The organism is Sivoneniella epilithica UHCC 1019 (assembly GCF_040830845.1).
In the GTDB taxonomy this organism is placed as follows: domain Bacteria; phylum Cyanobacteriota; class Cyanobacteriia; order Leptolyngbyales; family Leptolyngbyaceae; genus ULC077BIN1.
In genome coordinates, this window is record NZ_JBFPDP010000002.1 from 225,179 (window position 1) to 238,035 (window position 12,857).

General features: G+C 47.4%; 13 protein-coding genes. 8 read left to right on the top strand and 5 right to left on the bottom strand.

What is annotated here, in order from left to right; translation table 11 throughout:
- Window positions 1–195 precede the first annotated feature (195 nt).
- A complete protein-coding gene (locus tag AB3R30_RS02615) occupies window positions 196–2,562 on the top strand; it encodes an amylo-alpha-1,6-glucosidase (RefSeq protein ID WP_458647582.1) in 2,367 nt (788 codons plus the stop codon).
- 112 nt (window positions 2,563–2,674) lie between these two features.
- On the opposite strand, the gene mltA is transcribed toward AB3R30_RS02615, so the two are convergent.
- From mltA to AB3R30_RS02630, 3 genes are all read right to left on the bottom strand, one after another.
- Window positions 2,675–3,880, bottom strand: a complete 1,206-nt coding sequence (gene mltA, locus AB3R30_RS02620; protein ID WP_458647583.1) for a murein transglycosylase A — start codon at window positions 3,878–3,880, stop codon at window positions 2,675–2,677.
- 31 nt (window positions 3,881–3,911) lie between these two features.
- Complete coding sequence (locus tag AB3R30_RS02625) at window positions 3,912–4,211, bottom strand: hypothetical protein (RefSeq protein ID WP_458647584.1); 300 nt, start codon at window positions 4,209–4,211, stop codon at window positions 3,912–3,914.
- A gap of 265 nt (window positions 4,212–4,476) precedes the next feature.
- Window positions 4,477–5,244 carry a hypothetical protein gene (locus AB3R30_RS02630; RefSeq protein ID WP_458647585.1) on the bottom strand — a complete coding sequence of 256 codons (768 nt, stop codon included), beginning with the start codon at window positions 5,242–5,244 and terminating at the stop codon, window positions 4,477–4,479.
- 252 nt (window positions 5,245–5,496) lie between these two features.
- Here AB3R30_RS02630 and AB3R30_RS02635 point away from each other — a divergent pair, with 252 nt between their 5' ends.
- A complete protein-coding gene (locus tag AB3R30_RS02635; RefSeq protein WP_458647586.1) occupies window positions 5,497–7,365 on the top strand; it encodes a sensor histidine kinase in 1,869 nt (622 codons plus the stop codon).
- A 55-nt stretch (window positions 7,366–7,420) separates the two neighbouring features.
- Here the strand turns inward: AB3R30_RS02635 and AB3R30_RS02640 are convergent, their stop codons facing one another.
- A complete protein-coding gene (locus AB3R30_RS02640; RefSeq protein WP_458647587.1) occupies window positions 7,421–7,789 on the bottom strand; it encodes a Mo-dependent nitrogenase C-terminal domain-containing protein in 369 nt (122 codons plus the stop codon).
- A 399-nt stretch (window positions 7,790–8,188) separates the two neighbouring features.
- Here AB3R30_RS02640 and AB3R30_RS02645 point away from each other — a divergent pair, with 399 nt between their 5' ends.
- The 4 genes from AB3R30_RS02645 (at window position 8,189) to AB3R30_RS02660 (ending at window position 11,425) form a co-directional block, all read left to right on the top strand.
- Complete coding sequence (locus AB3R30_RS02645; RefSeq protein ID WP_458647588.1) at window positions 8,189–8,806, top strand: TetR/AcrR family transcriptional regulator; 618 nt, start codon at window positions 8,189–8,191, stop codon at window positions 8,804–8,806.
- Window positions 8,807–8,856: 50 nt separating this feature from the next.
- Window positions 8,857–9,240 (top strand): STAS/SEC14 domain-containing protein, encoded by a 384-nt coding sequence (locus AB3R30_RS02650; protein ID WP_458647589.1) that lies wholly within the window; start codon window positions 8,857–8,859, stop codon window positions 9,238–9,240.
- A gap of 295 nt (window positions 9,241–9,535) precedes the next feature.
- Window positions 9,536–9,970 carry an HNH endonuclease gene (locus tag AB3R30_RS02655; protein WP_458647590.1) on the top strand — a complete coding sequence of 145 codons (435 nt, stop codon included), beginning with the start codon at window positions 9,536–9,538 and terminating at the stop codon, window positions 9,968–9,970.
- Between the two features lie 72 nt (window positions 9,971–10,042).
- The gene (locus AB3R30_RS02660) at window positions 10,043–11,425 is read left to right on the top strand and encodes an aminopeptidase P family protein (protein WP_458647591.1); all 1,383 of its coding nucleotides are present in this window, start codon (window positions 10,043–10,045) and stop codon (window positions 11,423–11,425) included.
- Between the two features lie 106 nt (window positions 11,426–11,531).
- On the opposite strand, the gene AB3R30_RS02665 is transcribed toward AB3R30_RS02660, so the two are convergent.
- Window positions 11,532–11,807, bottom strand: coding sequence for a hypothetical protein (locus tag AB3R30_RS02665; RefSeq protein WP_458647592.1), 276 nt, complete (start codon window positions 11,805–11,807; stop codon window positions 11,532–11,534).
- Between the two features lie 166 nt (window positions 11,808–11,973).
- Here AB3R30_RS02665 and AB3R30_RS02670 point away from each other — a divergent pair, with 166 nt between their 5' ends.
- Both AB3R30_RS02670 and AB3R30_RS02675 read left to right on the top strand, forming a co-directional pair.
- Window positions 11,974–12,390 (top strand): helix-turn-helix domain-containing protein, encoded by a 417-nt coding sequence (locus tag AB3R30_RS02670; RefSeq protein ID WP_458647593.1) that lies wholly within the window; start codon window positions 11,974–11,976, stop codon window positions 12,388–12,390.
- Window positions 12,391–12,857 (top strand): helix-turn-helix domain-containing protein (locus tag AB3R30_RS02675; protein WP_458647594.1); only part of this gene is annotated, 467 nt, incomplete at its 3' end.

Consider the following 12,857-nt stretch of genomic DNA (forward strand, 5'->3'; position numbering starts at 1 on the left):
AAAAGTACGAGGAAAGGTCAAGACAACAACCATCTGATTTTCCTGCCTTCTCAAGGATTTTTGTGTCCTAACCTATTCATCCGTTGCTATGCATTTGAAGTATTTGAATCCTCTAATATTTCATTTGGAACGGCATCGACCTTAACGGTTTGCTACGCTAAGCTTGCGTGCTTTTTGGTTTTTCCCGATACGACAATGCTTCATCCTTATATCGACAGTTCTTTCCAACCTATGGATGGTATGACTTTGGAAACCATTGAAATCGGCGGACGACAGTTTGTTCGAGCCGATCAGCTTCCCCAGCCTGAGTGGGCGTGTGTTTTGAGCGAACGTCCTCAAGCTCACTTAACGCTCAAAGATGATGATCTCTTTTTGTTGACCGATATTTTGGGTAATGTTGGCGGTTGCACGAACGACGATCGCAGCAGCAGTATGGGTTTGTACTGTTCAGATACTCGCTTTCTGAGCCGCTTAGAATTGCAAATTGAGGGGCGATCGCCGACTCTGCTAAGCAGTACGGCAGATAAAGGATTTGTGCTGTCCGTGCTATGTACGAATCCTACATTGGGCGATCGCATCAAAGCCGAATCTATTGGCATTAAGCGAGAGATTGTGATTAACGGTGGACTCTTTGAGGAAATTGAAGTTTCTAACTACAGTACCAACCCGGTTAGCTTTGAACTAAGCCTCAGTTTTGATGCGGATTTTGTAGACCTGTTTGAAATTCGTGGCTTTAATCGAGAGCATAGAGGGCATCGGCTGCGGCTTATGCCTCCCTTACTTGAAAAGCAGCCGGATAAAGAGTTAGAAACCGAGAGTCAAACTGAAGCGAACCCAGAGCTAGAAAGCACTGCTTCATTTTCGACCTCTCTACCACTTCATGCCCATGACGCTGCTAACTTTGAACTTATTCTTGCCTACCAAGGGCTTGATGGTGCTTTGATCGAATCGCGGATTTCTTTTGTCGATCGCCAACCCGATCAATTTAAAGGGGACACTGCCATTTGGCAATTAGAACTCGAGTCTCACGAAACCCAACGCCTCGGATATCGCCTGCAAGCTCTTGTAAATGGACGCTCTGCCTCAACGGTCAGCGCTCCCACAACATTAATGCAGGCAAAAGCAGCAGAATTGATGGAAGAACAAACTTGGCACCAGCAGGTTACTTCCATTCGCTCCGATAAAAACACGTTTAATCAAATCATCGAGCAAGCTGAACAAGATGTTTACCTGCTGCGGCAGTCTTTTAACAAAGGAAAAGCACTGTCAGCAGGCGTGCCCTGGTTCTCGACTCTGTTTGGGCGTGATTCCATCATTGCTGCCTCTCAAATCTTGATGTTAGATCCGCAAGTTGCTCGTGAAACCTTGAAAATTCTGGCTTACTATCAAGGCAAACAAGAGGATGAATGGCGAGATGAGCAACCGGGCAAAATCTTACACGAAATTCGCTTTGGGGAGATGGCACGCTGCCAGGAAATCCCTCATACGCCTTACTATGGCACCGTAGATGCTACGCCACTCTGGTTGATGCTCTATTCTGAATATTTTGCTTGGACGGCAGATCATGAAACGCTAGACCAGTTGTGGGGTAATGCGCTGGCGGCAATGGATTGGATTGATCGGGGTCGCAAGCAGACTGGCTATCTTATCTACGATCGCAAATCGAGTCGCGGGTTAGATAACCAAGGTTGGAAAGATTCCGATGACTGCATTGTGAATCGGCAAGGGCAACTGGCTCAAGGAGCGATCGCCCTGTGTGAAGTGCAGGGTTATGTGTACGCTGCCAAAATCCGGCTTGCCCAAATTGCCCGGATGAAAAAGCGCATCGATCTAGCCGACCAGTGGGAAGAGGAAGCCCGTGATCTCAAATTTCGGTTTAATCGCGATTTTTGGATGGAAGACCAAGACTACTGCGCGATCGCTCTTGATGGAGACGGCAACCCCGTAGATAGCATTTCCTCTAACCCTGGGCATTGCCTTAACTTGGGCATCTTCACCCCCGAAAAAGCGTATAGTGTTGCCGAACGGCTCCGCGCCCCGGATATGTTTAACGGCTGGGGCATTCGCACCCTCAGCAGTCTTTCTCCGGCATACAATCCTATGGGATATCACATTGGTTCGGTGTGGCCCCATGACAATGCTTTGACGGCGATCGGGTTGCGCTCTTTAGGCTTGATCGATCAAGCGCTGGAGTTGGCTCAAGGAATTTTGGATATGACCCACCACCAGCCCTACCAACGTCCGCCAGAACTGTTTTGCGGCTTTGAACGCTCGGATGGCGGTGAACCGGTGCAGTATCCGGTTGCCTGTTCGCCCCAAGCTTGGGCAACGGGTAGCGTTTTTCAACTGCTGCAAATGATGGTCAACTTAGTGCCTGATGCGCCCAATAACACCCTGCGAATTATTGATCCGGCGTTGCCGCCTTCAATTAATCAACTTTCGTTGCACAATTTGCGGGTAGGTCCGACTTTGTTGGATCTAGAATTTGAGCGCTCTAATGGCACGACTGCCTGCCGGGTTTCCAAGAAACGCGGCAATTTGCGCGTGGTGATTGAGGCGTAGGGTGTTTTGTGTAGGGGCAATTCCTTGTGGTTGCCCTCAGCTTTGTCTGGGTAGGCACAAGACTACCCAGACATTCTAGAAATCATCTTTGCATTCAGCAGCGTCCACAATCCTACTTTTTGAGCAGAAGATAATAAAGCTGACCGTTGGAGTTGATCAATCCTGCGCGATCGCCTGCCAAAACTCCCGTTCCCATAAACACATCGACCCGCCCTGCGCCTTTAATCGCGCTACCCGTATCTTGATCTAGCACGTAGCGGGTTGCAGGTTGCTGTAGTAGCTTGCCAGTTGTGGTTTTCTGCGGAATTTGAGTTTGAATTACTGCCAAAGCGCCAGGAGGAAACAAGGTTTTATCGGTGGCGATCGATCGCTCTGGTAGCACAGGTACGCCAATACTGCCCATAGCCGGTGAACCTTGAGTTTCTTTAAAGAAGACAAATCGCTGATTGCGCGGTAAATACACGTTCATCTCAGACGGGTTATCTCGAAAGTATTGAGTCAGCAAAGGCAGGGTTAGTTCTTCTAGTTTGAATTTGCCTGCTTTCACCAGTTCGCGCCCAATGCCCGTGTAAGGGTAATTTGTACTTCCGGCATAGCCCACTGTCATCGTGCTGCCGTCTGTAAGGTTGAGCCGAGCGGAACCCTGTACCTGAATCAAAAAGGCTTCTAGGCGATCGCGCAACCAAGCGATTTCTGCCCCTTTCAGCGACCCTTTGGCAAACTGTAACCCGTCGGCTCCTTCTAAGGTAGCGCGGGTGGGATGGGGTTTTGACCAGCCAGAAAAAGTGGAGGGCAGCCGAAAAATGGGGTAGCGAAACTCGTTTGTTGCCGTGCGACTTGCTGCATAGACGGGTTCAAAATAGCCCGTGAAGTCGATGGTTCCTTTGCCATCTTTGCCTGTTGCCTGATAAAAAGCAAACTCGCGCTGGATTGCGGTTTGCAGTTCTGCCGCCGATTTGCTAGTGATTATCAGAGAGCGGAATCGTTGCAAACTACGCCGCACTCGGTCAACTGTGATGCCGTTTGTCGTAAGCTTGCCATAATCCGCGATCGCCTTTTGGGTTCCTAAATATCGCAAGCTGTGGTCAATCGCTGCCACAAGAGTTTTGCGATCGCCACTTTGCCGCCCCATGCCAAACAATTGCAGATCTAACCCCAAATTTTTTGGAAAAGCGACTGAAATCAGTGGCTTGGGCTTGACAGCAGTTTTTATAGTCGGTTCAACTCTAGGAGTTGCAGCCACAAGCCTATGATCTATCCCCAACAGTCCCAGAATGCTGAAGGCACTGATCGCGATTCCGCAAAGCGGATCTCTCATGAGAATCGCCCAAAATCGTATAATCAATTTTCTAGAACCGTTCCACACTAGAACTAAACACAGGCTCTACCCGAATCGCTAGCACCTTCGAGGGTCGTAGCACCATATATTCGCCCTGAATATTTTTGATTGGCACCGTAATAAAATCACTGGAAGCGGCTTTGGGCACCAATTCACCGCTGTACCATTTTTGAAACTCTTGAATAGTGGCAAAGCGAACTTCTTCCCGATGCCCCCCATCGATCAAGAGATGCACCGCATACTCAGACGGGGTACGGGCATATTTGCTTTTCCGCTGTTCTCCAGGCGATCCATCTGTTGCTTGAGTCATAGAGTCTATTGTGTTTCGTGTATTGCCATTATCCAACAGGAATGCCAGATACAATCACTTTGCCCAGACTGAAGCAAAAAGTATCAGATAACAACCCGCTACTAAAATTCGGTGTTGCTGAATCTGGGGATGCAATTAGTAGGGGCAATCCCTTGTGGTTGCCCTCCATCTCTGGCAGGGAAGGCACAAGGCGCTACCCCTATCAGTGGAAATCATGTCTGCATTCAGCAATGCCAAAATTCTTACAGTCAGCAATTCTTAATTTTTAAGAAAACAAGTTGAATCGCTGCAACTGAGTTTCTACTAGAGCAGGTAAGGTTTTGTGGAGTTGAGATTTATCTTTAAATGGCAATCGTTGCTGGCTAGGCAAATCGAGCGGAAACTGTCCTGGCAAATCGGTTCGCTCCATTTGAGCCACTAAAATCTGCTCAGACCGTTTGCTGTGTAAAGCGTAGCCAACTTCTACACAAACTGTCGGGCTAAGTAGCACTTGGTTGGGGATAGCAGGATTGGGCGCGATCGCCGTGGTATCGGCAATAAACAGCAAACTTTGGCGCAGCGATCGCATGAGGGTGCTATCCAACCGAACTGGGCCATCGGTGAGGCGATGCGATTCCTTCAGCGCGATCGGCAACCGAGATTTTTGATTCAGCTTCTCAATCACAGACTGCAACTCATCGCGCAGCAACTCGCTTGAGTCAGGAAACTCCGTCTGATAGCAAAAATAAATAATTGGCTCTAAATGAGCCATGACTTCTTGCTTGTTAAAATAAATCTCATGGCTGCGAAGATCAATATTGGCTATGGTGTAACCACCGCTGCCTTCAATATAAAACTCGATCAAGTCGCCTTGCAGATAGCGCTGAAACCATTCCGACTGGCTAACTTCGTCAATATCATCCAAAAAATCTGCCCGTAAGCCCGATTTCAACAAGCTATTTCGGCTCAAACGCAAATCATGGGGACGTTTTTCTAGCTCTTTAATTGGCTCATATTCTCGGAGATACCACGCTTTCAGAGCAATAATCGCCATGGTGCGCTCTTTCCTTTTAGTTTGAAACTACAACAGCACCCAAATTTTACTCTCTGAGTGATTTTCTCTCGTTTATCTATTGTATCTAGCGCTCTAGAATTTACCCTACCTCTGCCGTCGCAATCTACAAGTCGTTTTCGCTTACTCAAAAAGCAAGTGTCAATAAATTTATTTTTAAGGGATTGTTAACTTAAATTTTACTCAAACAGGGATGACTAGAGAAAGCGTTCTATGAAATCCGAGTGAACCAGTATGTCAAAAATAAACTTTAAGCTCTCGCTATCGCATTTACCAGTCGGGCAAAAAATTGGCATAGGATATGTGCTTGCTCTTGGCATTGCTGCATCAGGCGCGATCGCCGGCTTTAATATTAGCAAGCATTATCAAAACCAAGCCATTTATCAAGAAGAACACACTCAAGAGGAACTAAGCTTACTTCGTCAGCTTCAGACCAGTGTTCTCCAAGCTCGAACTCATCAGCAACAACTCATTCCCTTGGCTAAAATTCCAAAAGATTTTGATGAGGAGTATGCTCATATTTTGGAACACAGAAAGGAAATTGAGCGGGTTGTGGCAGAACTCGATCGCTTTTTGGCAATTCAGTCAATTTGGGCAAACCATGCCCACCACCAAAAAATAGTAGGCTTCTTGCAAGCGAATCAAGCGGTGCCAAATCGGTATCTACAGGAACTCGATCGCCGCGTTCAAGCAGTTCGTAACCTTAATCTTGCTACCCCAAATGATAGTGCCCAAGCCCAAAAGATATTGCTAGACTTCACGAATAGCGACCTTGCGCTCAAGTTTGATGGAATTTCAGATAGTTTAGTAGAACTGATTGAGCAATCCAATAAGGAAGCCATTGCAGCGGAAGAAGTTTCTCACCAATCTAGTGATTTGGCTCAAATCATTGTACTAGGCAGTATTGCTCTATCCGCCGCGATCGCCAGTTTACTAGCCATCTTAACGAGTCGGGCGATCGCCCACCCTATTCAAAAATTAACCCAAATTGCCCAACGTTCTACCAAAGAGTCAAATTTTGACCTGCAAGCACCCGTGAATAGCAACGACGAAATTGGTTCGCTTGCCCGTTCTTTTAATCAATTGATTGCTTCGATGAAACAGCTACTAGAGCAGCAGCAAACCGCCAACCAACAACTTGCAGACTATAGCCAAACATTGGAAAGCAAAGTTGAAGAACGAACCCAAGAATTAGGCAACAAAAACAGCCAACTGCAAGATCTTTTGGAAAAACTGCATCAATCTCAAGTTCAAATTGTGCAAAGCGAAAAAATGTCTAGCTTGGGGCAGCTAGTCGCGGGGATAGCCCATGAAATCAACAATCCAGTTAACTTCATTTATGGCAACCTTGCTCATGTGCAGGACTACGCCCATAATCTGCTGAGCTACATACAGCTATACCAAAAGCACTACCCCACCCCACCTGCTGAAATTGCTCAGGAAGCCGAAGAAATTGACCTAGAATTTTTGCAAGAAGATTTGCCTAAACTCCTTAGCTCAATGCAAATTGGCACGGATCGCATTCGTCAAATTGTCCTGTCGCTGCGGAACTTCTCCCGCATGGATGAAGCTGACTTCAAGGCAATTGATATGCACGAAGGGCTGGATAGCACGTTGCTCATTTTGCAACATCGTCTAAAAGCTAAACCTGAAAGCCCAGAGATTGAGGTAATCAAAAACTATGGCGATTTACCCTTGGTAGAATGCTACGCCGGACAACTCAATCAGGTGTTTATGAATATTTTGGCAAACGCGATCGATGCGATCGATGAACTGAATGCTAAGCGAACCTATCAGGAGCGTGAAGAAAACCCTGGACGGCTCACCCTTCAAACGTCTGTTGTTTCGCACTGGGTCAAAATCGCGATCGCTGACAATGGATCTGGCATTCCTGAAGCCATTAAAAAACAAGTTTTTAACCCATTTTTTACCACAAAACCTGTGGGTAAAGGGACGGGAATGGGAATGGCAATCAGCTATCAAATCATTGCCGAAAAACATGGCGGTAAGCTAGATTGCTTTTCATCTCCCGGCAAAGGTGCAGAGTTTGTGATTCAAATTCCTATTTTGCAGCGCGATCGCCTGTGGGTAAACAGGGGCTAAATCAAGGGATTTAGAGAAAGAACGCGGTGCTCCAAAAAGAGAATTGCGATGAATCTTAGCAGTAGGGAGAAATATCTTCGCCACAGTCATCTGCTAAATAACAGAGGGAGCGAAAACGCAATCCAACTACTTCATCATAAAACGGGTTGAGTTTACACAAGGGTGGAATGTGCAAAATGGGGCGACCCAAGAATTTAATGGTGCGCTCAAATGGACATTGAGCGGGGATCACGGAGCAGAAGACATGAGCAGTGTCGCGATCGCTAATTTCAATGCCATCTAGCCACTGCCGAATAGGCTTCAGTGGTGCAAATGGTTCCTTCAACGGGGGGTGAATCTCTTGAGGCTTCGCTGAAATTTCAGAAGCAATCCAAATAAGGCGATCGGCTTGTGGCGATTCAATCTCGTAATGTGAGCTTTCCATACCTATTTTCCTCACTTTTGGTGGGTTATTTCCCCGGTGGTTGCTACACAGATTCAGTTAAAGATTACTGGACAAACTGAATTTAATTGTGAGCTTCTACAGTTTAGTAACAACAATCGGCGATCGTGTTCAGGATATTTGTAATCAAAAAGTCGGTTTTCTTTACCTGACAATGCCATAGTGCCCAGAACACTCAAGTTTTTTATGAGCAAAACTACTGAAATTTGAGTAGAACATTTTTCAGACGACCCAATATATCGGAAAAACTGCTGGGCTTGAGTAGATTTTGTAATGATCTATGGCACAGCGATCGCTTTGAGGCGTTTATATTACAAGATAGCGCTAACCTGATGTGCAACTAAAGTCAGTAATTTGTTCATGGGCAATGTCGTAAAACCTATGCAATCCTATCAAGCCCCCGCTTCGGAATCTGAACCCCGCGATCGCATTCTCAAGTCAGCCTTAAAGCTGTTTGCTCGCCAAGGCTACGATGGCACGACTACACGAGATTTGGCAGAAGCGGCGGGTGTCGCAGAGGGCACATTGTTTCGTCACTTCACGAACAAAAAAGCCATTTTGATTGAGGTGGCAACTCAGGGTTGGATTGATATCTTGACCGATTTGTTGACAGAACTCAGCGGCATGGGCAGCTATAAAGCGGTGGCACAGGTGATGCGACGACGAATGCTGCACCTGCACGAAAATGCCGATATGCTTAAAGTTTGCTTCATGGAAGCGCAGTTTCACCCTGACTTGCGCGATCGCATTCAAACCGAAGTCATCGAAAAAATGACCGATGTTGCCGAAGCCTTTTTTCAGACTGCCATGGATCAAGGTGTATATCGTCCGATGAATCCTAAAATGGTGGCGCGAGTGTTTTTGGGAATGTTCGCGGTTGCTGGATTTAGCCAAAGTACAGTGATGTCTCCTGGAGCCGCTGCTGCCGAAATGAAAGAAATGGCAGAAGCCTTGGCAGAAATCTTTTTGAATGGCGTACTGGTCAAAAGTGCAAATTAGCGAAGTTTAGTAGAATGGCAACATTAGAAAACCTGTGAATGTGTTAAGTCATGACTAAAGAAGAGATTTTAGAAGCAGTTAATGAGTTAAGCACACCCGATTTGGAAGAGTTTGTTACGCAAGCGATCGTCCTACGGGCACACCGCAGAGCACCAAGTCTGCCGCACTCCGAATCAGAGCTACTGTTGAAAATTAACCAAGGATTGCCTGCGGAACTGTGGGATCGGGTTGATGTATTGAGAGCAAAACTTGCGGATGAAATGTTGACCCCAGAAGAACGTGTAGAGTTGCTTCAGTTGAATGAGCAGATTGAAGAATTAAATGTCGATCGAGTCAAACTTTTAGCCGAGTTGGCAGACCAGCGCGGCGTAACACTCTCAAAGCTGATGCAAGATTTAGAAATCAGCACTTCCTACTCCTTGCAGATCGTGTAGAATGTCGCTGGTCGTACAGAAGCTTTACTGAGAGCGAACCTCAAATCTATGAAACCGAATATTTTTAAGTCTCGATCTCGAAAGAGGCAGATTGGCGCAAGCTGGTCTGCCTCTTTCGGGTTTTTAAGGGCAGTTCGGGGACGTTTACGATTAGCGTATGGTTTCAAAACTCAAGACAAGCCCAGATTTGAAAGGTTATTTCCGAAGAAACCTCCGTAAAAGATTTCACCAGTAGCACCCTCACCCCAATCCTTCAAATTCCTAAAACTCTGTCCACTCAATCACTCAAGCCAAAATGTCAACGAATCGAAACGCCCAAATAAGAAAGTCTGTTGCAGATAGAGCTAAGGGTTGCTGCGAGTACTGCCGTAGCCCAGATAAATTTTCACTCGACTCTTTTGAAGTTGAACACACTCTTCCCAAAAGTCGGGGTGGTGCTGATTCTTTAGAGAATTTGGCGTGGTCTTGCGGCGGGTGTAATCGGCACAAAGGCACAAAGGTAGAAGGGCGAGATCCGGTGACTGGTGAGCTAATCCCGCTGTATAACCCTCGAACTCAAAATTGGAGTGATCACTTTAAATGGAGCGACAATTTTACTGTGGTCATAGGGATAACTGCTACAGGTCGCGCTACGGTCAACGAGTTGAAGCTAAATCGAGAGGGTGTTGTTAACTTGCGGCGGATTTTGTACGAGTTCGCTGAACATCCTCCAATGGAATCGGTGTCGTAAGTTAAGGATGCGCGATCACGCTTTTTTGATAAACAGTACGATGAGAGATAACGCTTGTGTTCGCTTTAGATTATGCAAACTCTTAACCAAATCTCTCTTGCCGAAACGCTGAAAGCAAGGCGAGAAAGGTTATCTCAATTAATCGATCTTCCTGTCATTCTCTGGTCGGGGCGCAGCAGTGCGCGCAACTTTCCCGCAAATACCTATCCATTTCGGGCAAGCAGCCATTTTCTCTATTTTGCTGGCTCGCCCTTAGAAAATGCTGCGATTCGGTTGGAGCAGGGCAAGCTAACGCTGTTTATGGATGATGCCAGTCCAGCCAGTGCACTGTGGCATGGAGAGTCGCCCGCCCGAACCGCGATCGCCCACCAAATTGGTGCAGATGCCGCCTATCCCCTGGCACAGTTGCAAACAAAGGTGGAGGACTGCGCCACGGTGCTGGTGCAAGATCCGGGGACTCATGAATGGCAAACTCAAGTGTTGAACCGGGCGATCGCGATCGCTCCTGAAGCTAAGGGCATCGATTTGGCGCTGATCCACGCGATCGCGACTTTGCGAATGAGCCACGATGTAGCGGCGATCGCGGAACTTCGTCAGGCGGTTGCTGTGAGCATTGCGGCACATCAAGCAGGCATGGCAGCCACCTGCACCGCTAAAACCGAAGCGGACGTGAAAGCGGCGATCGAGCAGGTGATCCTGGCAAACAACATGACCACGGCTTATACCAGCATTATCACGGTTCATGGCGAAGTGTTGCACAACCATCACTATCACCATGAATTGCAAGCCAGGGATCTGCTACTGGTAGATGCAGGGGCAGAAACGGCTTCTGGTTGGGCAGCGGATATCACCCGCACTTGGGCAGTATCGGGCAGATTTTCACCGACTCAACGCGCCATTTATGAAGTTGTGCTATTGGCGCATGACCTCTGCATTGCCACAATGAAACCGGGCATTGAGTATGAAGCGATTCACCTGACTGCCGCTAGGGTAATTGCGGAAGGTTTAGTGGATTTGGGCATTTTGCGCGGCAACCCTACGGATTTAGTGGAAATGGATGCTCACGCGCTCTTTTTTCCCCATGGAATCGGTCACCTGTTGGGCTTAGATGTGCATGACATGGAAGATTTTGGCGACTTGGCAGGCTATGCCGAGGGCAGAACAAGGAGCGATCGCTTTGGTTTAGGTTACCTGCGGCTCAATCGCCCATTGCAGGCGGGAATGCTGGTCACGATCGAACCCGGTTTCTATCAAGTTCCGGCAATTTTGAATGATCGCGATCGTCGAGAAAAATATGGCGATGTGGTCAACTGGGAGCGCTTAGCAGAGTTCTCTGATGTACGCGGCATTCGGATTGAGGATGATGTGTTGATTACAGCCACCGGAACGGAGGTGCTGACGGTTGCCTTACCAACCAACATTGAGGCGATCGAGCAACTAATCAGCGGCAATTAATCTGGCGCAATTCCCTAACTTCACTATTCTCCAGAGTGTAAAATTGCCTTTTCTAGCATATCTGCATGGATGAGGGCGCGATCGACAATAGCTCCCCCAGATACAGCTACTTATAGTCAGTTTTGTCTTCCTGATCGGAATCTTCCCTTTGCAACGCTGCCAAAACATGAAAGCATAAGCGGAGCAAGAACAGCAGAACCCCTGCTTGGGGATTGATTAAGGTAGCGGTGCCCACTACCGCAAAAGCGGTCACTTCGAGCCATTTCTTTTTGTTATGTATTGCCTGCTGCGAAGGACTATGTGCCTTACTGCATTGTTCTCGACTAGCGACCTTAAAGATGGCAGTAGTAGAAGCCAACTTGAAACGAAAGCTATTAGCCATGAGAGTTAATTCCTTGAAAGTGGGGGGATGAATCTCAGAGCGCTTGAGTAACAATGGGTCTAGCGCTCTCTTGATTCCAAACATAAAATGTGTCCCCCAGAATGCGAAAGATTGCCGATTTTCTATTGAATTGCTACTGCCATTGAATTCAACGGTTGAACTTGGAATGACTTATAAGCCCGAAGAATCTAGAAAGCTCGGAACTGCACTGAGAGAATTGTTGAAGCAGAGAGGTCTTAGCGACCGTCAATTCGCCAAGGGTTGTGACTTGGGTACGGACTATATTTCCAAACTGCTTAATGGGGAGATTGATCAGCCCCGACAAGAAAAGTTGAACCAACTGGCTAAGGGCTTGAAACTGCCGGAGAAATCATTTTCATTTGATGAGCTATATGAGGAAATACAACGGCTGATTTCAACCCAGCGATCGCCTAGCCCATCTTCCATACCACTAGAAAGTTCAGGGATTGATCAGGTGGTTCAAGAGGTGCGATCGCGCCTCCTACCTGTTATCACTGCTCCAGACAGCACCATTGGCACAATGCGGATACTAGTAGGCTGTCAACTTTATTTTGGTGGATAGATGGGAGAGAATAGAGCGGCAGCTACCTCTGAACCAATCATGCCTCAAAAGAAGTACATCGTCGCTCTGAGTCCTGAAGAACGAGAAACTCTAGAGCGCCTCACGACAACGGGTAAAACATCGGCTTACAAACTCAATCACGCTCGGATTCTGCTCAAAGCTGACATCAATCAGCAAGGGGGTGGCTGGCGAGATCAAGCCATTAGTGAGGCACTCGACATTAGCGTTTCTACGATTGAACGGGTGCGCCAACGCTTAGTCGAAGCGGGGTTGGACGCTGCCCTATCACGGCGGATTCCAAGTCGCACCAAACCTCGCTTACTCGATGGAGAGCAAGAAGCTCATCTGATTGCTCTTGCTTGTGGTGAAACGCCTCAAGGACAAGCAAAATGGACAGTGCGTCTGTTGGCAGAGCGCCTGGTTGAGTTGAAGTATGTCGAAAGCATTTCTCACGAAACAGTGCGGCA

What these genes read in the sequence shown, in the direction of transcription:
- AB3R30_RS02615 (WP_458647582.1), top strand. Translation starts at nt 196, where the DNA reads ATGCTTCATCCTTATATCGACAGTTCTTTCCAACCTATGGATGGTATG.
- mltA (WP_458647583.1), bottom strand. Translation starts at nt 3,880, where the DNA reads ATGAGAGATCCGCTTTGCGGAATCGCGATCAGTGCCTTCAGCATTCTG.
- AB3R30_RS02625 (WP_458647584.1), bottom strand. Translation starts at nt 4,211, where the DNA reads ATGACTCAAGCAACAGATGGATCGCCTGGAGAACAGCGGAAAAGCAAA.
- AB3R30_RS02630 (WP_458647585.1), bottom strand. Translation starts at nt 5,244, where the DNA reads ATGGCGATTATTGCTCTGAAAGCGTGGTATCTCCGAGAATATGAGCCA.
- AB3R30_RS02635 (WP_458647586.1), top strand. Translation starts at nt 5,497, where the DNA reads ATGTCAAAAATAAACTTTAAGCTCTCGCTATCGCATTTACCAGTCGGG.
- AB3R30_RS02640 (WP_458647587.1), bottom strand. Translation starts at nt 7,789, where the DNA reads ATGGAAAGCTCACATTACGAGATTGAATCGCCACAAGCCGATCGCCTT.
- AB3R30_RS02645 (WP_458647588.1), top strand. Translation starts at nt 8,189, where the DNA reads ATGCAATCCTATCAAGCCCCCGCTTCGGAATCTGAACCCCGCGATCGC.
- AB3R30_RS02650 (WP_458647589.1), top strand. Translation starts at nt 8,857, where the DNA reads ATGACTAAAGAAGAGATTTTAGAAGCAGTTAATGAGTTAAGCACACCC.
- AB3R30_RS02655 (WP_458647590.1), top strand. Translation starts at nt 9,536, where the DNA reads ATGTCAACGAATCGAAACGCCCAAATAAGAAAGTCTGTTGCAGATAGA.
- AB3R30_RS02660 (WP_458647591.1), top strand. Translation starts at nt 10,043, where the DNA reads ATGCAAACTCTTAACCAAATCTCTCTTGCCGAAACGCTGAAAGCAAGG.
- AB3R30_RS02665 (WP_458647592.1), bottom strand. Translation starts at nt 11,807, where the DNA reads ATGGCTAATAGCTTTCGTTTCAAGTTGGCTTCTACTACTGCCATCTTT.
- AB3R30_RS02670 (WP_458647593.1), top strand. Translation starts at nt 11,974, where the DNA reads ATGACTTATAAGCCCGAAGAATCTAGAAAGCTCGGAACTGCACTGAGA.